Source organism: Maribellus comscasis, from assembly GCF_009762775.1.
Taxonomy (GTDB): Bacteria; Bacteroidota; Bacteroidia; order Bacteroidales; family Prolixibacteraceae; genus Draconibacterium; species Draconibacterium comscasis.
The window spans coordinates 6,598,112-6,622,212 of sequence record NZ_CP046401.1; the positions used below are offsets into that span (position 1 = coordinate 6,598,112).

At 36.3% G+C, this 24,101-nt stretch carries 19 protein-coding genes; 16 read left to right on the forward strand and 3 right to left on the reverse strand.

Annotated elements, in window-relative coordinates; translation table 11 throughout:
• The first annotated feature begins 12 nt into the window (after positions 1–12).
• The 4 genes from GM418_RS26575 to GM418_RS26590 all read left to right on the forward strand — a co-directional run bounded on the left by GM418_RS26575 (position 13) and on the right by GM418_RS26590 (position 4,013).
• Positions 13–702, forward strand: coding sequence for an energy transducer TonB (locus tag GM418_RS26575; RefSeq protein ID WP_158870621.1), 690 nt, complete (start codon positions 13–15; stop codon positions 700–702).
• Positions 703–913: 211 nt separating this feature from the next.
• Positions 914–1,309 carry a BlaI/MecI/CopY family transcriptional regulator gene (locus GM418_RS26580; RefSeq protein ID WP_158870623.1) on the forward strand — a complete coding sequence of 132 codons (396 nt, stop codon included), beginning with the start codon at positions 914–916 and terminating at the stop codon, positions 1,307–1,309.
• The gene (locus tag GM418_RS26585; protein WP_158870625.1) at positions 1,293–2,720 is read left to right on the forward strand and encodes a M56 family metallopeptidase; all 1,428 of its coding nucleotides are present in this window, start codon (positions 1,293–1,295) and stop codon (positions 2,718–2,720) included. Before GM418_RS26580 ends, GM418_RS26585 begins: the two co-directional genes overlap by 17 nt.
• A gap of 39 nt (positions 2,721–2,759) precedes the next feature.
• Complete coding sequence (locus tag GM418_RS26590) at positions 2,760–4,013, forward strand: tetratricopeptide repeat protein (protein WP_158870626.1); 1,254 nt, start codon at positions 2,760–2,762, stop codon at positions 4,011–4,013.
• Positions 4,014–4,022: 9 nt separating this feature from the next.
• On the opposite strand, the gene GM418_RS31945 is transcribed toward GM418_RS26590, so the two are convergent.
• Positions 4,023–4,970 carry a LuxR C-terminal-related transcriptional regulator gene (locus GM418_RS31945; RefSeq protein WP_281350203.1) on the reverse strand — a complete coding sequence of 316 codons (948 nt, stop codon included), beginning with the start codon at positions 4,968–4,970 and terminating at the stop codon, positions 4,023–4,025.
• Positions 4,971–5,143: 173 nt separating this feature from the next.
• Here GM418_RS31945 and GM418_RS26600 point away from each other — a divergent pair, with 173 nt between their 5' ends.
• Both GM418_RS26600 and GM418_RS26605 read left to right on the forward strand, forming a co-directional pair.
• Positions 5,144–5,845, forward strand: a complete 702-nt coding sequence (locus tag GM418_RS26600) for a DUF975 family protein (RefSeq protein ID WP_158870628.1) — start codon at positions 5,144–5,146, stop codon at positions 5,843–5,845.
• Between the two features lie 96 nt (positions 5,846–5,941).
• Positions 5,942–8,827, forward strand: coding sequence for a TolB-like translocation protein (locus tag GM418_RS26605; RefSeq protein WP_158870630.1), 2,886 nt, complete (start codon positions 5,942–5,944; stop codon positions 8,825–8,827).
• On the opposite strand, the gene GM418_RS26610 is transcribed toward GM418_RS26605, so the two are convergent.
• A complete protein-coding gene (locus GM418_RS26610) occupies positions 8,804–9,988 on the reverse strand; it encodes a metallophosphoesterase (protein WP_158870632.1) in 1,185 nt (394 codons plus the stop codon). The two genes, GM418_RS26605 and GM418_RS26610, sit on opposite strands and share 24 nt — an antisense overlap.
• Positions 9,989–10,849: 861 nt before the next feature.
• Here GM418_RS26610 and GM418_RS26615 point away from each other — a divergent pair.
• The 10 genes from GM418_RS26615 (at position 10,850) to GM418_RS26660 (ending at position 22,607) form a co-directional block, all read left to right on the forward strand.
• Entirely contained in the window at positions 10,850–11,221 is a 372-nt protein-coding gene (locus tag GM418_RS26615) for a helix-turn-helix domain-containing protein (RefSeq protein ID WP_158870633.1), read from the forward strand.
• Positions 11,222–11,730: 509 nt separating this feature from the next.
• On the forward strand, positions 11,731–12,504 hold the full coding sequence (locus GM418_RS26620) for a dihydroorotate dehydrogenase electron transfer subunit (RefSeq protein WP_158870635.1): 774 nt from the start codon (positions 11,731–11,733) through the stop codon (positions 12,502–12,504).
• The gene (locus GM418_RS26625; RefSeq protein WP_158870637.1) at positions 12,498–13,409 is read left to right on the forward strand and encodes a dihydroorotate dehydrogenase; all 912 of its coding nucleotides are present in this window, start codon (positions 12,498–12,500) and stop codon (positions 13,407–13,409) included. The genes GM418_RS26620 and GM418_RS26625 overlap by 7 nt, the downstream gene beginning before the upstream one ends.
• Before the next feature lie 225 nt (positions 13,410–13,634).
• Positions 13,635–14,942, forward strand: coding sequence for a dihydrolipoamide acetyltransferase family protein (locus GM418_RS26630; protein WP_158870639.1), 1,308 nt, complete (start codon positions 13,635–13,637; stop codon positions 14,940–14,942).
• 10 nt (positions 14,943–14,952) lie between these two features.
• Positions 14,953–17,001 (forward strand): alpha-ketoacid dehydrogenase subunit alpha/beta, encoded by a 2,049-nt coding sequence (locus tag GM418_RS26635; protein WP_158870641.1) that lies wholly within the window; start codon positions 14,953–14,955, stop codon positions 16,999–17,001.
• Between the two features lie 10 nt (positions 17,002–17,011).
• Positions 17,012–17,518: a flavodoxin gene (locus GM418_RS26640; RefSeq protein ID WP_158870643.1), complete on the forward strand. Its 507-nt coding sequence runs from the start codon at positions 17,012–17,014 to the stop codon at positions 17,516–17,518.
• Between the two features lie 103 nt (positions 17,519–17,621).
• Positions 17,622–18,044, forward strand: a complete 423-nt coding sequence (locus GM418_RS26645; protein ID WP_158870645.1) for an energy transducer TonB — start codon at positions 17,622–17,624, stop codon at positions 18,042–18,044.
• Between the two features lie 368 nt (positions 18,045–18,412).
• A complete protein-coding gene (gene pyrG, locus GM418_RS26650) occupies positions 18,413–20,032 on the forward strand; it encodes a CTP synthase (RefSeq protein ID WP_158870647.1) in 1,620 nt (539 codons plus the stop codon).
• Positions 20,025–21,953 (forward strand): membrane protein insertase YidC, encoded by a 1,929-nt coding sequence (gene yidC / locus GM418_RS26655; protein WP_158870649.1) that lies wholly within the window; start codon positions 20,025–20,027, stop codon positions 21,951–21,953. Before pyrG ends, yidC begins: the two co-directional genes overlap by 8 nt.
• A 210-nt stretch (positions 21,954–22,163) precedes the next feature.
• Positions 22,164–22,607, forward strand: coding sequence for a hypothetical protein (locus GM418_RS26660; protein ID WP_158870651.1), 444 nt, complete (start codon positions 22,164–22,166; stop codon positions 22,605–22,607).
• Positions 22,608–22,673: 66 nt separating this feature from the next.
• Here the strand turns inward: GM418_RS26660 and GM418_RS26665 are convergent, their stop codons facing one another.
• On the reverse strand, positions 22,674–24,020 hold the full coding sequence (locus GM418_RS26665) for an outer membrane protein assembly factor BamB family protein (protein WP_158870653.1): 1,347 nt from the start codon (positions 24,018–24,020) through the stop codon (positions 22,674–22,676).
• Positions 24,021–24,101: the final 81 nt, after the last annotated feature.

Here is a 24,101-nt window from a genome sequence, read left to right on the forward strand (position 1 = left end):
TAAGCTAAAGCAATGGAACAAAAAAAATCACCAAAGGCCGATCTTGAAAATAAAAGAAACATGTTTTTTTTATTTGGTTTGGTTATGGCTTTGGGAGTCACGCTTCTGGCTTTTGAATGGACGACAAAACCGACAAAAGCTGGTTCACTGGGAGAAATTCAATCTATGGTTGTGGAAGAGGAATTTATTCCGGTAACACGTGAGCCTGAAATAAAACCACCACCTCCTCCGCCACCTCCCAAAGTTGTTGAAATTTTAAACATTGTTGATGATGATGTTGAAATAAAAGACGAACTTGAAATTGAAGATTCGGAAGCAGACGATGAAACCATTATTGACGTTGCTCCTGTAATTGAAACAATAGAGGAAGAAGAGGAGGAAGCACCCGAAATTTTTACAATTGTAGAAGAGCCGGCAGAGTTTCCGGGCGGAATCAAAGCGTTATATAATTTTATATCCAAATCGGTTAAGTACCCTGTTATTGCACAGGAGAATGGTATAGAAGGAACCGTTTTTGTAAAGTTTGTGGTTGACGAACAGGGTAACGCAAGCAGCGCGGAGGTTCTCCGCGGAGTAGATGCTTCATTGGATTCGGAAGCGCTCAGGGTGATCAACAGTCTCCCGAGGTTTAAGCCGGGAAAACAAAGAGGAAGGCCAGTAAAAGTTTATTACCATGCAAGAATTAATTTTCAACTTCAGTAAAAAAATAACTGTTAGAAAATTCATATACTTATTTTTATACAAGCAGGAAATGTATACCTGTTTAACTAAACCTTCGGTGTTGACCGAAGGTTTTGGTTTTTATAAAATTGTAATTAAAATAACTAAACAGGTAGTTTAAAAACTAACTTATTAGTTTTAGGTATAGTTTTTGTTACGGGAACAACTGTACTTTATTAAACTTTTAATCAGTATGAAGGAACTTACAAAAGCGGAAGAACAAATTATGCAGCTTCTCTGGAAACAGGAGAAAGCGTTCGTAAAAGATATTATCGATAAAATACCTGAGCCAAAACCTGCGTATAACACAGTTTCCACTATTATCAGGATTCTGGAGAAAAAAGGATTTGTCGATCATAATGCCTACGGAAAAACCCACGAATATTTTCCTTTAATATCAAGAAAGGAATATACGCGGTCTTTTATGAAGAATTTTATGAGGAACTATTTTAGTGGATCTTTCCAGGAGATGGTGTCGTTTTTTGCCAAAGAAGATAACATGAGTCTTGCTGATTTTGATGAATTGGCAGAGGATGTAAAACGCGATTTGGAAAACGAAAATTCTGCTGAAAATGAACCACGCGATTAATTTTATTCTTGAATCCGGCATTAGTCTCTCCGTGCTTGCTCTCATTTATATTTTATTTTTGAGAAGAGAGACCTTTTTTAAACTCAACCGTTTCTTTTTGTTGGGAGCGATTACCTTTTCGCTTGTTCTGCCGTTTTTAAAGTTTCAGATTTTTGGTGCAAATCCGGTTTTGCTGGAAGAGATTACCGTAACACCGTATAAAAACCTTATAGAAGCGGTTACGGTTTATGGAAAAGACTTATCGGGGACGATTGAAGAAGCAATTCTTTCAGCTAATTTTCTGATTCTTGTATATCTGCTTGGAGTTACTTTTTTTCTCTACCGTTTTTTATTTCGGGTTGGAGACCTAACGTATATGATTCTTAAAAATCCAGTTCAAAAATGCGAGGGGTTTAAACTTGTTGTGCTTGACAAAGAGACCAGCCCCTTTTCTTTTTTGAGCTATGTTTTTGTTTCCCGGGCGCAGGAAAAAGATATTAGTTACCACAAAATGCTGGCGCACGAGTTGGAACATATCAAACAGGGACACACATTTGATATTATCGTACTCGAAATACTTTCTGCATTTCAATGGTTTAACCCATTTATGTGGATGTTACGAAGATCAATTCGCGAAAATCATGAATATCTGGCCGATCAGGCGGTATTAAAATCGGGTGTTAAGCGCGGATTTTATAAGAAATTGCTGTTAAATCAATTCGTTGGGTATAATTTTGAAATTGCCAATAACTTCAATTATTCGCTGATAAAAAAGCGCATTAAAATGATGTCAAGAATCAGATCTTCAAAGTTTGCCAACGGGAAAATGATTTTTGGTGTTTTGGCTGCGGTTGGATTGGTTGTTGTTTTTGCCTGCGAAGAAAAAGAATCGTATGAAATGACTCCTGTAAAGCAAAATGAATCAATGACCGTAACTATTTTGGATCAAAAATTAAAAATTGAAGGAGCTGTCGATGGTATTGAAAAAATAAAAAATTTACTTTCCGAAAGTTCCAACATTGAGTTCAGGTACGACAGCGTTGGAAACAATATTGTTTTATCCCCTCAAAAAGGCCAGCTTGAAAATTCTTCGTTAGATTCAGACGAACAAGTTTTTTTTATTGTTGAGGACATGCCTGAATTTCCTGGAGGTGAAAATTCGCTGCGAAAATATATTGCCAATGCTATTATTTACCCTGAAGTCGCTGTTGAAAAAGGAATTCAGGGTAAAGTATTTGTTTCTTTTATCGTGACCAAAAACGGAACAATCGCAAATGCAAAAATTGACCACGGCGTAGATCCCGCCCTGGATAAAGAAGCGCTTCGTGTTGTAAACAGTCTTCCCAAATGGGAACCCGGAAAACAAAAAGGCCAGGCGGTAAATGTTAATTACACAGTGCCGATTAATTTTTCGATGGATGAAGACAGTTGATAAAAAATTATAGTAAAATTATTTCTTAATACAGCTGATATGGATAATCTTAGTAAATATTTAATTCTCATTTTTTTTGTAATTCTACCAGGTTTTGCTTTATCTCAGGAAAAAATAGATTTGCTAATCCTGAATAAAGATTACAATAAAGCTTTGCAACTCATTGATCAGAAACTAAAGGAAGATAAAACCCCAGACTTATATCTAAGGAAAGGACTGATTTATAATAAACTACAGATGTATTCTGAAGCAATTTCGGCATTGGAAAGCGCAAATGAATTGGATGGAGGTAATTTTGATATTTTAGATGAAATAGCGGAAACACATTCAATTTTAGGAAATTATGTAGATGCTATTCCGTATTATGAAAAAGCTCTAAAAGTTAATCCTGATGACTTGGCATTGGCCGCAAAATTGGGACGTAACTATATTAACCTGAAAAATTACAATAAAGCATATTCTATATTTGAACAAATTTATAGCGTAGATACTACAAACGTTTACTGGAATAAACAGTTTGCATTTTGTGCATATCAGCGGAAACAGGTTTTTACTGCCGTTGCTTTGTATGAGAAGGTTATTGCAGCCAATCCGCGTGATTATTCATCTTATTTTAATTTAATAAAATTGTATAAATTGCTGCCGCCATCGGGTAAAATCCAGGAAACGATCGAGCGCGGAATGGAAAGTTTTCCGGAAGATGCCCAGTTTTTTGAAGAACAGGCCGATTATTATTTTTCATCAAAACAATATACCGAGGCAAGAAAAGCATATGAAAATTCTTTTACATTTGGCGGAGACTCGGCATATAAGGTTTTAATGAATTACGGAATTAGTCTTTATTTTGACCGCGATGAACGAAAATCGATATCAATTCTGGATATCTGTGCTGAAGAGGTTGCTAACGATCCTTATGTCTTATTTTATTTGAGCCTCAACTACAAACGTTTAGCTGAATACGAGGATTCGGAAGCATACATGAAAGCTGCAATCGAATCGGCAACTCCTGCTTACCTACCTGAAATGTATCATCATCTGGGGCAAATTTTTGGCCAGCAGCGAAAGTTCGAAGAATCAATCGTTGCTTTAAAAAAAGCGAATGAAATGGATCCTGAAAATCCCGAAGTGCTTTTTGAGATTGCCACTACCTATGAAGAATTTAATGCCAATAAAACACTGGCTTTAAACTATTACCAAATATATTTAAAAGAAGGTGGAGCAAAAGCACGAAACTTCAATTACGCGCACGACCGCATTGAAAAAATAAAGGAAGACATGTTTTTTGATGAATAAAATTTAGTGTTAATCTCCTGTTTTTTCCCTTACCAGATTGGCTAGCTGAACCCTGCTTTTTACGCCTGTTTTGGTGTAAATCCGGTGGGTGTGGTCTTTTACAGTTTGCAAAGTGATAAAAAGTTTTTCGGAAATCGCTTTGTTTGTTTTTCCCGTACAAATTTCAAGAATAATTTCTGCCTCCCGTTTTGAAATTTCATACAGCTCACAAAAGGTGGAAAAATCAATATTCTTCTCTTCCTTTGTGGGATTTGCTTTTATTTCAATCTGAAAAAAAAGAGGAACCAGAATATTTACACCAAAAAGTAAAATGATTGATATGCAGGTTGAAATATATCCGAAAATATAGAAAAAATTCAAGGAAGCAGAATAAATAAGAATACCGAGCAAATACAAAGCAAGATATTTTTTATGAATAAAAAGAGCTCCTCCCTTTTCTTTTTTATTTGAGCTCAGCAAGGGAACAAAAAACAAAGTGTGTACAACCAGATTTAGCAGCAGTAAAATTTGTATGATAAAAAGATCGGGATCTGCCGGCGTTCTGATTTTACCTTTATGTATCAAAAAGGTAATAATCATCGGAACAAATAGTAACAGGGGAAAGAAACTGTAAATAAATCCTTTTTGAATGCGAAATCCTTTCAAATTAAATCCAAATTTCACCAACATAAACCAGCTAACAACCAGAAAAGGAATACCAATCATGGGAATAAACAAAGCGAGTTTGCCCGTTAGTTCTGCATTAAGATTAAAATCAGCAATTAATTGGCGAATGACCATATTTCCCCAAATTCCATATATGAAAAAAGAAAAAAGAAAAATTTGCTGATAAAGCAGTATTTGAAAGATTACTTTTTTGTTGCCCTGGTAAAGTTGGTATGAGATTGAGATTCCGATCACAGCCAATCCTGCGGTTATGATAAAAGTAACAATATAAGCTAGAATCTCAATTTGCATTTCTCTTTCAACTTAAGTAGTATACTGCAATAATACAAAGTCGCCTGTTATACAGTTAACTACCAAAGTAGTGAATATCTAAAATCCTACCAAAGTTGGAAGGTTATTTTTACAATTAACCGTAATTTCGATTCAGAATTAACAGAAAACAGAAACTTTCAAAAAACAACAAGATGAACAATCAGGAATATTTAAGTTTGACTCCAAGTATAGGTGGGAGTTTTAGCTACGGCTGGCGAAAGATGTTTGATAATGCGTTTCTCTATCTGCTGGTAGCAGTAATAATTGCGGGAATACTTAATGGTCCGGTTGGAGCAGGATGGAAAGCAGATGGCAATTTGGGCTGGGGAGCCTTAGTATTATTACCGCTAATGATTTTTGGCCTGGCTTATTCGTTTATGTTTATGCCGGTAATAAATTTTGGTGAAAAATACCTGTTTCTCAAAGCCATGAGAAATGAAGAAGCTGACCTCAAACTGTTGTTTGAAGGATTTAGAACCAACTACTTAAACATAGTGTTGGCTAATCTCATTGTATTTGCCCTGGTTATGATCGGATTTGTAATGCTCATCATTCCCGGAATAATAATTGCCTGCCGGTTGGTTTTTGTGCCTTTGCTGGTAATGGATAAAAATCTTGAACCTATGAAAGCGGTTGAAAGAAGCTGGCAAATGACAAAAGGACACGGTTGGAAAGTATTTTGGATGGGAGTAATTTCAATATTTATTTTTATTGGCGGATTAATTGCATTTTTTGTGGGTGTTCTCCTCTCGTTTATGTGGATACATTCAGCGTTTGCAACTTTATATCAGTCCATTTTGAACCAGGATGATGACGAAAATCCAATACCCATTTTAGGTGTTAACGAAGTATAAAAGCAAGTTCAAGCAAAACGAAAGCCCTGGAATTTTTCCGGGCTTTTTGTTTTTATTAAACTTCTTTACGTATTTTGGAAAACTAAAACTACTTGAATGAAGAAATTGTTTTTCCCTGTTGTTTTATTGTTTTGTTTTGTGGTATCTAAAGCCCAGTATTTTCAAACAGGCGAAGACCCTGCTTCTATTAAATGGAGACAGATCAATACAACTAATTTTCAGATTATTTATCCGGACTATTATGAAACCCAGGCACAAAAATTGACGTGGGTTTTGGAAAAAGTATATAACTACGGAGGCCACTCTTTAAAACACAAACCAAAAAAAATCTCTGTTATTCTTCATACGCAAACCGTAAAATCAAACGGACTGGTAGCCTGGGCACCTAAAAGAGCTGAATTTTATACTACTCCTCATCAGGATATTTATCCGCAGGATTGGCTGGAGCAATTGGCTTTACACGAATTCAGGCATGTCGTTCAGGTCGATAAGATTAACAGCGAAATCCCCGGGCTCATAAAAGCGATTCTGGGTGAACAGGGAACAGCACTCATTTTCGGAGGTTATTTGCCATGGTGGTTTATCGAAGGCGATGCAGTTGCTACTGAAACGGCACTTAGCAAATATGGGCGGGGGCGTTTCCCTTCCTTTTTAATGGAACATAAGGCGCAGGTAGTTGAAAAAGGAATTTATTCTTACGACAAAGCCTATAATGGGGCCTATAAAGATTTTGTTCCCAATCATTATAAGTTAGGTTACTACCTGGTTGGAAATGGGCGTTTAAAATACGGTACTGAAATCTGGGATTCCGTGCTGACAAATGTCGGACGACAACGCTTTCTTGCATTTTCGCCGTTTAATTCAACATTGAAAAAATTTACAGGAAAAAATAAAGTTCAGTTTTATCACGCTGTTTTTGATAGTTTAAAAACAGTTTGGACAGAACAAGACAAAAAATATTCATCAGCCTCATTTCAAAAAGTTTCAGGAGAGAATGTAAGGTTTACCAGTTATAAATACAATCATTGGTTAAACGATTCATTGATAATTTCGTACAAAACATCTCTCGATAAAATAGGCCGGTTTGTATCTATTGACAGATACGGGAATGAGAAAGATCTTTTTTTTCCCGGAACTATTTTTAATGAATCAGTAGATTACAGGGAAAATATACTTGTGTGGTCCGAACAGGTCCCTGATCCCCGCTGGTCGCACAGTGGAAAATCATTAATAAGAATTTTAAATCTCAACAATAAAAAAAAGGCTGAGTTTTATCCGGAGTTTAAAGGTTTTAGTCCTTCCATATCTCCCGATAAATCGAGTGTTGCACTGGTCGAAACCGATTTTTCAAATAACTATTTTGTTTCTGTTTATTCCGTTCCATCGGGAGAATTGCTCCATCGTTTTCAATCAAAGAATAACAACTATTTCTTTTCTCCTGAATGGTTGAATAAAAATGAGATAGCGCTTGTTGTTTTAACAAAAAACGGAAAAAAGCTGGCCAAAATAAACCTCCGGACAAATGATATGGAAATATTGGTTGAAAAAGATTTAGGTGAAATAAAACAATTAATATTTGAAGGAAACTCGTTATATTTTATAAGCAGCTACTCCGGAAAGAATGGTTTGTATTCATATAATTTAAATGACAAGAATATACGTTATTTATACGAACCAAGATTTGGAGCTGAATACCCGGCTATTTCAGCTAATGGGAAAATCCTTTTAAGCAATTACACTTCCGATGGTTTCAGTTTGATAAAGCTGGAGGAAATAAGCCCCGTTGCAATAACAAGCGTGCAAAGAGCTAAATATTTTCTTGCCGATGCACTTGCCAAACAAGAACTTGGTATCCCTGATTTCGATGCGCCCGATACTTTAGGGTACCGCTCAAAAAAATACAATAAAACGGCACATTTACTTAACTTCCATAGTTGGGCGCCGGCGTTTGTCGATGTCAATTCATATGAAATTACGCCGGGAGCAAGTATTATGTCGCAAAATAAGCTGGGAACGGCTGAAACTATTTTAGGGTACAAATGGGATGTTACAGAAGAAACGGGGCAGTTTTATGCCAGGTATACATACAAAGGTTGGTATCCTGTTTTGAGTTTTGAAGTTAGTAAGGGAAACAGGGCTTCACAATACTATCAGATTCGACAAACAAAAAATGAGCAAGGTGAAGTTATACATCAGGATACAACTTTGCAGGACTTTACATGGAAAATTACAAGTGCCCAAGCAAATATTAGCGTACCTTTTACATTGACAAGAGGACCGTTTAACAGACTCATTCAACCAGAGGTTCAATACGAATATACCGGTTACAAACACAATCCATCAACTCCCGATAATTTTTTTAAAGGAAATTATCAGTCTGTTACATACAGGTTATATTATCATCAGCTTTTAAAACAAGCATCAATGGATGTTTATCCTGATTTTGGAATTGTGCTTGACGGCTATTATCAACACTCGCCGTCGGGAGAAACAAATCTGGGGAACCAAAGTGTTTTACAATCAATTTTATACCTACCGGGTTTGATGAAAAATCACGGAATTAAAATCTACGGAGGAATTCAGGATAAGAATGTCAGTGAGTCTTTTAGCTTTTCCGATGTTGTAAGGTACCCAAGAGGCTGGGGTAGAATTAGTACAACTGAAATGTATACTGTAGGCACTGATTATAAGTTTCCGATATTTTACCCCGAATGGAGTTTGGCCGGCCTCTTGTATCTGCAACGTGTTAAAGCTTCCTTTTTTGGTGATTTTGCCCGCCTGAAAGGAAATGTTTACGATGATGGGAAAATAGTAGGAAGATATACTAAAGATATTTCTTCTGTAGGACTTGAAATAACAGGCGATGTTAACTTTCTAAGGTTTTATGCTCCTGCAAGTATCGGTCTGCGTGGATCGTATCTTCCTGAATTAAACAATATGTACTTTGATTTATTATTCTCAGTCAATTTTAGCTCTCTTTAGTGTAAATACGGTTATTTCTGCCGGCATGTCAATTCTCCAGGGAATTCCCACGGTTCCAAGTCCGGTATTTACATAAAGGAAATTGTTTCCATCCTGATATAAACCACCCCAGTTCTTTCGGGTTAAGTAAGCAAGGCTAAAAGGAATTCCGCCCAATTTCATTCCCCACTGTAACCCATGTGTATGTCCTGAAAGAGTTAACTGGTAGTTTCCATTTTTTTTTACAACAGTTTCCCAGTGAGCCGGATCATGTGTCATTAAAATTTTAAAAGCATCTTCTGGAATTCCTTTTCCAGCCCGTTCCAGATTAGCATATTGCGGAAAAGGCGGATGTCCCCAATTTTCAACACCTACCACAAAAATGGAGTCGGTACCCCGATAAATAACTTTGTTTTCATTTCGCAGTAGCTGAAATCCAAGATTTGAATTTGAGAACACGATTTCGTCAAAATTATCTTGCTTTAGCGATTCGGTTTTCCAGTTCGTATAATCACCATAATCATGATTCCCAAGAACAGAAAAACTTGTTCCCCTGGAGTTTAACTCATCAAAAATGCCATTCCACCCCTCTGTTTCATATGAAAAGTTATTGACTAAATCACCAGTAAATAAAATTAAATCCGGGTTAATGTCTCTGATTTTTTGTTGGACTTCTGTTAGTAGCTTGTTCGATTTTTTTAGACTTCCCAAATGTATATCTGATATATGGACAACTTTGAAATTTTCAAACCCTTCAGGAAGCGCAGAAAAATAAAGCTTTTCATTTGTAGTTTTAATCTTATTCTTTCCTGCTGACAAACCCCAAAGCATTGTTATCCCCAGGCTAATTGAAATGATAAGGCCTGCAAAGGGAATGACTCTTTTACTTCTGAAGACTTTCCCTAACACATAAAATAAACTTAAAACAATCTTCAATGTTAGGTCGATAAACAGAAAAGCATTAAAGTAAAAATAAGTAAGATAGTTATCTGCTTCTCTTGGCTGGTTGGGATAAATATATAAAAAGACAAAAAAGAAAATAAACATAATAACATACAGCCAATAGCCAATTTTAAATCTTTTGTTTCGAAGAAGTTTTCTGAGATCTAAATAAGCTCCCAAACATGCGAGGATGTATAATCCTGTAAAAAGGAGTATGTATAGCAGTTGAAACGATCGCATTTTTCTAAAATTTATCTATTTCTATTTTCTTCTGAATTATTTTAAACCACTTAATCTATTAACTAAGTATCACATCAATAATAACTTGTCTCAAATATTTTTATATTTTAAGTCCATGAGAATCCAATATTTTTCTTTTTATGACTGAATGTACATCAATTTTTTGTTCTTGCTATGTTAATGCTAATTTTTGAATAAAAAAACGTATTTAATACGAATATTGTATCTCGGCTGGCATTCATTAATTAAGACAGTTGACCTCGAAAATTAGCTATTTCCATATCCTCTTTAACAGCATTTATGTATGTTACATATGAAACTAGAATATTTTAATATTACAAATCTATACATGAAGTACTTATGCGCAACAAGCGTTAAATGTATAAATGTAAACAAATGTGATTTGCTAAGCAGAGGTGCAATTTCAACTCAGTTTACCTGAAGAAGCAGAAAATTTTATAAAAGTAAACAGAATTATTAATAATTCTACAATAAATTATAGAAATTTATTTGGTGTAGCTCAGGTTACTGTAAATAAGTTATACAATTAGTATATCACTCATTAAATCAATTACTTAAATATATTTATATTAAGCTAATTATAATAATAGGTTTTTATGCAACAGAAAATGACCCAAATTTTATATATATTTACTCATAATCTACTATCATTCAGTTTTTTATGGTATTTAATTAATCTGAATTATACTGCAGAATGAATGAAATAAACGTCCTTTTATAAATAAAATTTATAAAACGCCAATGTAAATTTATTTGCAATTCTGAATAAAATAGTTACATTTGTATATCTATCTTAATTAAAGATAGAACACAACTTCTGGCACATAAAACCAAACAGAGATGAAAGAGCGAATTCAAAAATTTATTGATTACAAAGGAATAGCAGCCGGTGAGTTGGCTTCACTTCTCGAAGTACAGCGTTCAAATATCTCTCATATCTTAAATGGCCGAAATAAACCAGGAGCTTCTTTGATTGAAAAAATGCTTGTTGTATTTCCCGAGTTGAACGCCAGGTGGTTATTGACAGGAGAAGGGAATATGATAGAAAAAGCACAAGAACAGTTCGTTAAAAATGAAACCGGTCAGAAAGAGAGTCCTCAAAAAAGAAGTAAAAGCACAGAGTCCTCAAATCATTTGTTAAATAACAAGCAAATAGACAAAATAGTACTGCTATATAACGACGGTACATTTGTTACATATAATAATAAATAGACAAAGATATTTTTGGTCGGTATTGTGAAATGTCATTTATTGTTTGAACAAATCAAAAAAAATAAAACAAATAATAAAAACCAATAGCAACTTAATAGGTAGTTATTGGTTTTATATATCAATATTTTTCATAATCTACTCATTCACATCTATTTAATCAATTGTATTAAAGTTACTAAATGCATTTTCACAAACCTAGTTAACATTTCTGTCCATGTGTTACAATTCGATATACTATAGATGTAAATATTTTTACATTTATACTTGGATGTTAAGTAAAAATGTTTACATTTGTTTCATGATAGTTCACAAAAAAGACAAGATGTTGAATAGTAGATATACAACTTAATTACAAACCCAATTTTGTTTAGTTAATTTTAGTAGATCGTAAAGTACAGAAGTTGCTAGCCGTTATAGATAGTATAACGGCTTTTTTTTGTTTATACATTGCTGTCCGGTTCATTTGTTACTAAAATTATTGGTTATCTTTGTGCACAAATTTTTTTAAGATGAGTAAAAAGTTTGTTGAAGAGTTTAAAGTAGTTGAAAATATAGCATTAAATTCATCTAATTTTCTGATTAAATTGCTTTCAAAGAAAGCATTACCGCAGATAGCACCCGGACAATTTGTAAACGTAGAGGTGAAAAACTCAAAGGAAATTTTTCTTCGTCGGCCTTTTTCTGTTTTTGAAGTAGACTACACCCAAAATACCATGTCTTTGATAGTTAAAATATTAGGCCGTGGTTCAAAAAAATTGACAGAGGCAGAAGATGGAGATACCATTAATATAGTATATCCCTTAGGAAAAAGTTTTTCTTATCCTGAAAAGGAAGATAAGGTGTTGTTAATAGGAGGAGGAAGTGGGGTGGCGCCCATGTTGTTTCTGGCAAAAGAATCAGGATTAGTTAAAGAAAACGTCGATATTTTACTTGGTGCCCGAAGTAAAGAGGATCATATTGATGTTTCAGACTATGCTAAATACGGAAATTTGCATTATACCACCGAGGACGGCTCCTTGGGAGAAAAAGGATTTGTTACACATCACTCCATATTTGAGCAAATTAACAATTACAACAAAATTTATGCCTGTGGCCCCGATGCAATGATGAAGGCTGTTGCCAAAATTGCAAAAAAGGAAGGTGTTTTTTGTGAAGTTTCACTTGAAAATCTGATGGCGTGCGGATTTGGTGTTTGCCTCTGTTGTATTGAGCCAACACAAAAAGGAAATCTTTGCATATGTACAGAAGGACCGGTATTTAATATAAAGGAATTGAAATGGTAAATTTAAAAGTAAAAATAGATGATCTGGATTTGAAAAATCCGGTAATGACAGCATCGGGAACATCGGGTTTTGCCGAAGAATTAACCGATTTTTACGATGTTGGTCAGTTGGGGGGATTACTATTAAAAGGAACTACTCTGAAAAACAGAGACGGGAACGCTTATCCAAGGATGGCTGAAACAGCTTCAGGAATGTTAAATGCAGTAGGCTTGCAAAATAAAGGGATTGATTATTTTATTGAAAACATATACCCAAGAATCAAGGACTATAATACGCCATTAATTGTAAATGTAAATGGCTCCACAGTTGAAGAATATATTGCGGTAACCGAAAAAGTAAACGAATTAGACAAAATTCCGGCAATAGAATTAAATATTTCATGTCCAAATGTGAAAGAAGGTGGGATGTCTTTTGGCATTAGTTGTCCGAGTGCGGAGGCAGTTACAAGGGAAGTACGACGGGTATATGATAAAACGCTTATTGTTAAACTTTCACCCAATGTAACCGATATCACCGAGATAGCCAAAGCAGTGGAAGGGCAGGGTGCCGACAGTGTTTCGCTTGTAAATACATTTTTGGGAATGGCCATTGATTCTGAAAAAAGAATTCCGCTTCTTTCAACTGTCACTGGTGGACTTTCCGGTCCTGCAATAAAGCCTATTGCTTTGAGAATGGTCTGGCAGGTATACAATGCTGTAAAAATTCCTGTTATCGGAATGGGAGGAATTATGAATGCGGCAGACGCAATTGAATTTATGCTGGCCGGTGCTACTGCTGTGCAGGTTGGTACAGCTATTTTTAAAGATCCATTTATTCCTGTTCAGATAATTAAAGGAATTGAAGAATACCTTGAGAGACATAAGATTCTATCAGTCAGTGAATTAGTTGGTTGTTTACAAATGTAAAATGGGCTTTTGTTTTGTTTTGATGCGTCTTCAAGAATTTTCTTTGCTCCTGTTTTTCTTTCAAAGATTATGACATTTTTGTAACTTATAGATGGTTTAAATTTTCAATAGAAAAATTTGATATAAAAAATCTTAAATACTGAAATTGTAATGTGAACATTTCAATTTACCTAATGTTATTGTATGTGTAAATTACAAATAGTATGAAAAAAAACCTAAAAAGTTATGTCAAAATTTAATATTATAATGCCCAAACTGGGTGAAAGTATCCAGGAAGGCACGATAACGAAATGGTTTGTAAAAGAGGGAGATACTGTAGAAGAAGATGATATGCTGTTTGAGGTAGCTACAGACAAAGTTGACTCTGAGATTCCTTCGCCGGTTGACGGCATTATTGAAAAGATTTTGTTTCCGGAGGATAGTTTGGTTCCGGTGGGCGAAGTTTTAGCCGTTGTGAATTTAAGTGGAGAAATAAGTGAAGATGAAGACGCAGGTGCCGCCGAAAGTAAAGAATCAGAAGAAGGGTCGGAAAAAGAAGCCGCTTTAAGTACTGATGAACAGAAAAATGTAAGAGAACTTTCAAACCGTTTTTACTCTCCTTTGGTTCGTACGATTGCCAAAGAAGAAAATATTTCATTGGAAGAGCTTGAAACCATTGAAGGTTCAGGCGCAAATGGAAGAGTTCAGAAAAAAGACATTTTGGACTACCTTAAAAACAGAGGAGAAGCAAAAGTTGAAACAGCTGCGCAAACAGAAAAGAAAGTATCAGCAGCTAAGGCAGTCGAAACAAAAGAACATGCTCCAATGCCGGTTTCGATTGGTGCAAACGATCAGATTATAGAAATGGATCGTGTACGCAAAATGATTGCTGACCATATGGTAATGTCCAAGAAAGTCTCTCCGCATGTCACTTCTGTTGTTGAAGCTGATGTTACCGAGTTGGTTTTCTGGAGAAATAAGTACAAAGATGAATTCCAAAAAAAATATGGTGAGAAAATTACTTATATGCCGGTTTTTACTGAAGCAGTAGCTGCTGCTTTGGCTGAGTTTCCGTTGGTAAATTCGTCGGTTGATGGTGATAAAATTATCATGAAGAAGGATATTAATATTGGCATAGCAGTTGCAAAGCCCGATGGAAATTTGATTGTCCCGGTAATTAAAAACTCGGAACAAAAGAATTTGCTCGGGATAACAAAGGAATTAAATCGTTTGGCAGATGCAGCCAGGAGCAATAAACTTTCGTTGGAAGAAATACAGGGAGGTACATTTACCATTACGAATTTTGGAACATTTAGAAACATAATAGGAACACCAATTATAAATCAGCCTCAGGTTGCTATTCTTGCTACTGGAAGCATCGAAAAAAAGCCGGCTGTAATGGAAACTCCTACAGGCGATGCTATTGTGATTCGACATAAAATGTTCCTTTCGTTGTCGTACGACCATCGAATTATTGATGGGGCACTCGGAGGTGCATTCCTGAGAAAGATTGCTGATAATCTGGAGCAGTTTGACATTAATCGTTCAATTTAAAACAAGGAAAATGACAGATAAAGACATCCCAAAAATTTATTCAATAAAAAAGACGCCAAAAGAAACACTCGAAAAATGGTTCCGTTTGCTATCAGTCGGGCGTGCAATTGACGATAAAGCCCCAAACTATCTGAAACAAGCCATCGGATGGTCATATCATGCACCCTACGCGGGGCACGACGGGATTCAGCTTGCAGTTGGACAGGTTTTTGAAAAAAATAAAGATCATTTGTTTTTATATTACCGTGAAATGCTGACAGCACTTTCAGCGGGAATGACGGCGGAAGAAATTATTCTAAATGGTATTTCAAAAGCAACAGATCCATCAAGTGGAGGAAGACACATGTCGAACCATCTGGCAAAACCGGAGTGGAATATTCATAGTGTTTCTTCGTCAACCGGTAACCACACATTACATGCTGTCGGAACAGCAAGAGCCATTAAATACTATGGGGAAAAAGCGGTTTCAATTAGTGGTCAGGGAGAATCTTCAGTTAGTGAAGGCTATGTTTATGAAGCCATCAACGGAGCTGATAAGGAAGAATTGCCTGTAATTTTTGTTATCCAGGATAATGGATATGGAATTTCGGTCCCTAAAAAAGACCAGACTGCACAACGGAAGGTTGCCAATAACTTCAAAGGATTCAAAAATCTGAGAATCATTCATTGTAACGGGAAAGATGTTTTTGACTCGATGAATGCAATGGAAGAGGCTAAAAAATATGCTATAGAAGAATCAAAACCAGTGATTGTTCAAGCCAATTGTGTGCGTATGCACTCACATTCCAATTCCGATGACCACCTGCTGTATCGCAGCCAATCAGAACGGAATTATGTGGAAGAATATGATCCGCTTGCAAAGTTTAAACGTTTGTTAATTAGGTATAAACGTTTCACTGAAGAGGAAATTCAAACGCTGGAAGAAGATACCAAAAAAACGATAAAAGCGGCGCATAAAGCTGCGATGTCAGCACCCGATCCTGCTCCGGAATCCGTTTTGGATTTTGTAGTGCCTGAACCGTATGTTTCTCAAAAATATCCTGATGGATTACACAATGCAGAGGGAGAAAAAAAGAAAATGATTACGGCTTTGAATGAAACCTTAAAAGCTGAATTCAGAGAGAATCCTGATACGTTTATCTGGGGGCAGGATATGGCCAACAAGGATAAAGGAGGCATATTTAATGTTTCAAAAGGAATGCAGCAGGAATTTGGCGCGGAAAGGGTGTTTAACGCTCCAATTGCTGAAGACTTTATTGTTGGTACCGCAAACGGAATGTCGCGCTATAATGAAAAAATAAGGGTAGTAGTTGAAGGAGCTGAGTTCGCTGATTATTTCTGGCCGGCAATGGAACAGTATGTCGATACCAGTCATGATTACTGGCGATCGAATGGAAAATTTAGTCCAAATGTGACCATTCGCCTTGCTTCAGGAGGGTATATCGGAGGAGGAATGTATCACTCACAGAATTTAGAAGGCTCTTTGGCAGCAATACCTGGTGTACGAATAGTTTACCCTTCGTTTGCAGACGATGCTGCCGGGTTGTTGAGAACTTCGATTCGTTCAAAAGGAATGACGATGTTTATGGAGCCCAAGGCTTTATACCAGGCACCACAGGCGGCAACTATTGTTCCCGATGATTTTGAAGTACCATTTGGGAAAGCCAGAATCCGAAAGGAAGGTGCAGATATTTCAATTATTACCTACGGAAATACAACTCATTTGAGTTTGCAGGCAGCAGAAAAATTGCAGGAAGAAGGACTAAGTGTTGAAGTCCTTGACTTGCGTTCGCTGGTACCTATGGATGAAGAAGCAATTATAAAAACGGTGAAAAAAACGAATAAAGTATTGATTGTTCATGAAGATAAAGTCCACGGGGGCTTTGGTGGCGAAGTAGCTTCTTTTATCATGGAAAATGCGTTTGAATATTTGGATGCGCCGGTGCGAAGAGTAGGTTCAACATTTACACCAGTCGGTTTTAACCGTATTCTGGAAAAGGCTATACTTCCCAATACGGAAAAAATATATAATGCCGTAAAAGAATTAGTTAAGTATTAAATTTGAAATCATGAGCAAAACTGCAATAATATATAGTTTTCATACTCAAAAGTCGAAAAAAGTTGCTGAGAAGATTGTTGATGTTTTTGGCAAAGAAGAAATTGACGCCATTAATGCTGAAGAAATTACTACAGAAACCTTTGAAAGCTACGACAATTTTATACTCAGCGCACCAACCTGGTTTGATGGTGAACTTCCAAACTATTGGGACGAATTTGTGCCGGATTTGGAAGATATGGATTTAAAAAATAAAACTTTTGCCGTTTTTGGGTTGGGTGACCAAAAAGGATATCCTGAGAATTTTTGTGATGCAATAGGAATACTGGTTGAAATACTGGAGGAATGCGGGGCTAAGGTGATTGGAAAAATTCCTGCCGAAGGATACACCTTTGAATCGTCTAGAGCACAAAGAGGCGATACTTTTGTCGGATTACCTCTTGATCAGGAAAACCAGGCTCGTTTAACGCAGAAAAGAATTCAGTCCTGGATAGAACAATTAAAAGAGGAAATGAAGTAATAAAATCATTTAGAGATAGATAGTTGAGAGAAAGAGGTTGTCTGAGAAAGGCAGCCTTTTTTATTGACTCGTATTTTATTACATTTGGTTAAACGCATTATTTGTGAAAAAGACAGAAAAGAAATTTATTAAACTTCCGGAATACCCGGGAGGAAAAGAAGCGCTACAAAAGTATATAAAAGAAAATTTGGTTTACCCAAAAGAGGCGGCTGCAAATCGTGTTGAAGGTATTGTTTATTTGGTAGCCGAAATAAATGATAATGGCGATGTTGAAGGAATACAAATTCAAAAAGGGCCGGGCTACGGGTGTGATGAAGAAGCCGCCCGGTTAATTAAAAACATTCGTTTTGGAGGAGTTAAAAACCGGGGAATACGGCTAAAGACAAAAAAAAGGTTCAAAATAGATTTTAAACTGCCGCCTGAAAATAATATCCATTATAAAATTACCAGTAAGAAAACGAAAGATAACATTAAAAGCAAATCCAAAACAAAGAATTATTCTTACTCAATTCAGATTAAGAAATAAATATTCCTCATGATTATTTATTTTTTTCAAACGCAATCACTTTAAAATAAATAAATTACACAAATGTGTTCAATGTTTTTTTTATTTGTTCACAAAAGTAAATAAAATGAGTGTCGTTTTGTCAGGTATGAGTCGTGGTACGATTTTGTATGTATTAAACTGTATGATTTGAATATTTCGGACAATGGAACTAAATAAACTTGAATATTGTATTTAAATCAAGTCTATTATTGTTAAATAGATAAGTAATCAACAACGAAAGGTTATTATTTTATTCCTATAAATTTCCAATTTGCATGGAGTTATGTTTTCAAATCGTATTTATTGATTAATTTTGTCACTTTTTAATAACCAAAAATTCTTGAAAATTGGCTGATACAAGATACATATTCGTGACAGGTGGTGTTACATCGTCGCTTGGTAAAGGTATTTTAGCTGCTTCGCTGGCTAAATTGCTGCAATCGCGTGGCTACAATGTCACAATTCAAAAACTGGATCCATATATTAATGTTGATCCCGGGACTTTAAATCCGTATGAACATGGTGAATGTTTTGTTACCGAGGATGGCGCTGAGACCGACCTGGATTTGGGACACTACGAACGTTTCCTGAATACACCAACATCTCAGGCAAACAACGTAACTACCGGAAGAATATATCAGTCAGTAATAAGTAAAGAAAGGCGGGGTGATTATTTGGGGAAAACGGTTCAGATTATTCCCCATATAACCGATGAGATCAAAAGAAGAATTAAAATTCTTGGTTCAAAGGGAAAATACGATATTGTAATTACTGAAATTGGTGGTACAGTTGGTGATATCGAGTCGCTTCCCTACGTCGAATCTGTTCGTCAGTTAAAATGGGAATTAGGATCAAAAGCATTGGTAATTCATCTTACTTTGGTTCCCTATCTGGCTGCAACAGGAGAGCTCAAAACAAAACCAACTCAACACTCTGTAAAAGTTTTGCTTGAAGCAGGGGTTCAACCCGACGTACTTGTATTAAGAACGGAGCATGATATCGACAATTCAATTCGGGAAAAAGTTGCATTGTTTTGTAATGTTGCTCTTGAGGCTGTGGTTCAGTCGGTTAATGTCCCAACCATTTATGATGTTCCTTTAAAAATGTTGGAAGAGAAACTGGATCTGACAGTTCTTAAAAAACTCGATTTGCCAATAAACGAAGATATTAATCTTTCTGCCTGGAATAATTTTTTGGTTCAGCTTAAAAATCCAACGCAGACCATTGAGATTGGTTTGGTCGGCAAATATGTTGAATTACATGATGCATATAAATCGATTGCAGAATCGTTGGTTCATGCTGGTGCTGTTAACCGCTGTAAAGTAAATATTAACTGGATTCACTCTGAGACCTTAAAACAAAACAATTACATTAAAAAACTTTCTCACCTCAATGGCGTTATTGTCGCTCCGGGTTTTGGGCACAGAGGAATGAAAGGAAAAATTTTAGCCGCCAAATTTGCGCGGGAGAAAAACGTTCCTTACCTCGGAATTTGTCTTGGAATGCAGGTTGCTGTTATTGAATTTGCTCAAAACGTTCTGAAACTGAGTGAAGCGGATTCGTCTGAAATGAACCCGAAAACTCCCTATCCGGTGATTGACTTAATGGAACACCAAAAAGGAATTACTGATTACGGCGGAACGATGCGTTTGGGAGCTTATGAGTGCAGGATAATCAAAAAAGACTCAAATGTTTGTAAAGCGTATAACAAATTGACTGTTTTTGAAAGACATCGTCACCGTTACGAATTTAATGACACATTCAAAGAACAATATATAAAAGCGGGAATGATTCCTGTAGGGGTGAACCCGGATACAGATTTGGTGGAAATAATGGAGATACCCAAACATAAATGGTTTGTTGGGGTGCAATTCCATCCGGAATACCGGAGTACAGTTCTGAATCCTCATCCTTTATTTGTAGATTTTATAAAAAATTCTTTAGTAGAAGACAATAAAAATGGATAAAAAATCAATTATTGGGATTGTTCTCATATTTGCCATCTTGGTGGTTTTTTCGGTCATAAATCAGCCATCAAAAGAAGAAGTAGAAGCAGCCAAGAGAAAACGAGACTCGATTGCCCAAGTGGAAACGCAAAGAGCAATCGAAGCTCAACAGGAAGCTGAAGTTCAGAAAATACAGGATACAGGTCAAGCAGATTCGACTGAAGATGCCGGGATTTTGGCACAGCAGAAAATGGATGAATTTGGCGCATTTGGGAATAGTGCTGTTGGGGAGGAAGAATTTTATGCACTTGAAAATAATTTGATGAAGGTTACTTTTTCAAGTAAAGGTGGTAGAATTTATTCTGTTCTGTTAAAAGGTTATAAAACATACCAGGGGGATTCGCTTATACTTTTTGATGGCCCGGAGACAATTTTCGGATTAAACTTTTTTGCACAAAACAGAAGTATACAAACGGAACAGCTTTATTTTAAAACCAATACGCAGAAAAAAAATACAGTTGTAACTGGTCCATCCGTAAAACGCGGAAGCGAGGGCAGAATAAAATTTAATGAAGAAAATCCAGGTGGAAAAGAGTCAATTGCTTTCAGGCTTGAGCTTGCTCCCGGAAAGTTTATGGAATTTGTTTATACACTGAGTTACAATTCATATATGGTTGATTTTGATTTGAATATGAATGGAATGGACCAGTATATTGCATCAAATCAATCCTATTTAAATTTTGCCTGGTCGTTTGATGTGCCGCGCCAGGAGAGGGCTTCACGTTTTGGAGAAGACAGGAATACTTATATTACTTACAAATTTTTCGAAGACGAAGTTGATAACCTGTCGCAAAATAAAAATGACGATGAAGACTTGAGCACCCGTGTAAAATGGATTGGCTTTAAACAATTGTTTTTTAGTTCGACTATAATTGCTGACGATGCTTTTCCAAATGCACAAATTCGACAAAACAAATACGAAGATAATCCGGATTATTTAGCGAATTTTTCAGCTGATATTGCCTTCCCTTATGAAGGTAATTCTCAGGAAAATATAGGGCTTCAATTTTATTTTGGTCCCAATCATTATCAAACGTTGAAACAATATGATATTGATTTGGAACGCCAGATTTATCTTGGATATGCCATTGTTCGTCCTGTAAATAAATATGTTATTATCCCGGTATTTAATTTCCTGCGCAAATACATTGGAAATTTTGGGATTATCATTTTATTACTGACCGTGTTTATCAAAATGATTTTATTCCCGTTTACCTACAAATCTTATATGTCTCAGGCTAAAATGAAAGCCTTAAAACCTGAGGTGGATGAGATTAATGCAAAATTTGGCAGTGGTACCGACAAAGCAATGGAGAAACAACAAGCAACAATGGCACTCTACCGAAAAGCCGGAGTAAATCCGATGGGAGGGTGTTTGCCGATGGTGCTTCAATTCCCGATTTTGATTGCGATGTTCTTTTTCTTTCCGACTTCAATTGAGTTGAGGGGAGAAAGTTTCCTGTGGGCTACCGACTTGTCTACTTACGATTCCATTGTACAGTTACCGTTTGATATTCCAATTTACGGAAGCCATGTGAGTTTATTCTGTTTGTTAATGACGGTAACAACCATTTTTTATACCAGGCTGAACCAGCAAACTACATCGACTCAGGGCATGCCCGGAATGAAAACAATGATGTATATGATGCCGGTAATGTTTCTTTTTATTTTGAATAGTTATCCGGCTGGTTTGAGTTATTATTATTTCCTTGCAAACCTGATAACCATTGGTCAAACCTATTTAATTCGTTCGTTTGTTGATGAAGACAAGATCAGGGCACAATTGCAGGCAAATAAAAAGAAGCCATCCAAAAAATCAAGTTTTCAAAAACGTTTGGAAGATATGGCTAAACAACGCGGAATGCAGATGCCAAAGAAATAAAAGAAGAATTGCAAAAATAAAAGAACCCTGTGAAAGATTTTCGCAGGGTTCTTTTATTTTTGGCTGTATTAATTGTTTTAATTCAAAAAAATAGAAAATCTCATATTAAACTTTTGCATTTAAATTGAATCAAAATAGTTTAAAAAGTAAAATACAAATTTGAATTCAAAAAGTGATTAACAGAATTCTTAACTCAAAAAATTTAACTAAATGAACAAGACATTATTTTTTGTCACGATTTTATTTATCGGATTTTCCTTTGGCTGCGGCAATCAGGGGAATAATAATTCGCAACAGTTTGGCCCGGGGGGCTTTGGAGATCGGGGAAATTTTGATCCGGAGGAAATGGCTGAACGTCAGGTTGAAAGGTTAACCGAGCAGTTAAACCTTAGTAAAGATCAACAAAAACAGGTTTACGACCTCACCATTGAAAATTTTGAAAATATGAGTAAAATGCGTGGTCAGGGGGGAGGCGATTTTGAGGCCATGCGTGAACAGATGCAAAAAGCACGTGAGGAACAAAATAAAAAAATGAAAACTATTTTAAATGATGACCAATGGGAAAAATATGAAGCTTTCCAGGAAGAAATGAGAGCCAGAAGAGGGCAGGGCAGGCCAGGAGGATTTGGCGGACCTGATGGAGGGCAACAATAAATACAAAAGTCAAATAAAGAGGCTGTTGGTTTATATTCCAACAGCCTCTTTACTTTTAGCCCGGTTTCATTTTGTGCCCACAGCGACAAGCGATTTCTGAGCACGAAAATAAATGACATTTTCAGATATTGCAGGGCTCGCCATCAAAACATCGCTCATTGTGGTATGTGAAATTTCTTTAAACTCGGGGCCAGCTTTTATTACAAAAACATCTCCCTTTTCAGCACAGAAATATATATTATCACCTGATGCAACTCCCGATGCGGAGAATCCTCCAACTGACCCCAGGCTTTGTTTGTACATTTCTTCTCCCGTTGTTGCCTTGTAAACAGTTAACGAGCCATTTCCCTGCAGGTTATACAAGTAACCGCGGTAAACCAGCGGTGTTTGCATATAGGCACCTCCGCGTTTGACACTCCAAATAATATAGTCGTTTGACCGTTCATCTTCGCCAAGTGTGATGTCGCCTTTTGCAGAAGGAGTAATTGCGTAAATAGGCGCATACCTGCCGTGTGCATTGTTGATAAAAATAAGGCCGTTCTCAAAAACAGGAGTAGGAGCAGGAATATCACCGCCTCCGCTCATTCTCCAAATTTCCCGGCCGGTTTCAAAATCGTATCCTCCCATATGTTTCCATCCGTTGACAACGATTTGTGATTTTCCGTCTTTTTCAAAAACAGTTGGCGAACTCCAGGTTGAAACTTCATCGCGTGGAGTACGCCATATTTGTTCGCCGGTTTTGACATCAAATGAAGCCAGAAACCCATCGCCAAGAAAATCGCACTGAATGATTACCTTTCCCTTATAAATGATTGGCGAACTTGAAAATCCCCACTCCAACTCCGGAGCATTGTATGGACCGGCATTCATTTTCCCAAGTTGTTTTTCCCATATTAAATTTCCTTCAAAATCATAACAATACAATCCCTGTGAACCAAAAAAAGCAAGCACATGTTTGCCGTCGGTGGCTGGAGTGCAATCTGCGTGTGAGGCCTTGGTATGGCGTTTTACAGCCGGAACACCTTTGAAAGCCAACCGCTCCCAGATAATTTTTCCTGTATTTTTATTCAGACAGTAAATTTTGAACTCATGTTCCGAATCATCTTCTACAGCATCTCCGTCGCCATATAATCCAACTTTTAGATAATTTTCCCCTGAGCCACTTATAGCAGTTGTTACAAAAATTTTGTTGCCCCAGATAACGGGAGAAGAATGTCCCAAACCCGGTATGGATGTTTGCCACAAAATATTTTCCCCTGTTTTAAGATTCCAGTTTTCAACCGTTGCTGAATTTTCGATAAATCCTTTTGCAAAGGGGCCCCTGAAACCGGGCCACTGGTTTAAATAGTTATTTTGAGAGAACAGAGTTTGTATAAAAAAAACAGACAGAAAAGTAAAAACAATTATTTTCATAAATGTTGAAAGTTGATTTTTGAATCTGCTAAAATTGCATAAAAAAATCCACCCGGTAAAATTGGATGGACTTTTGTGTTG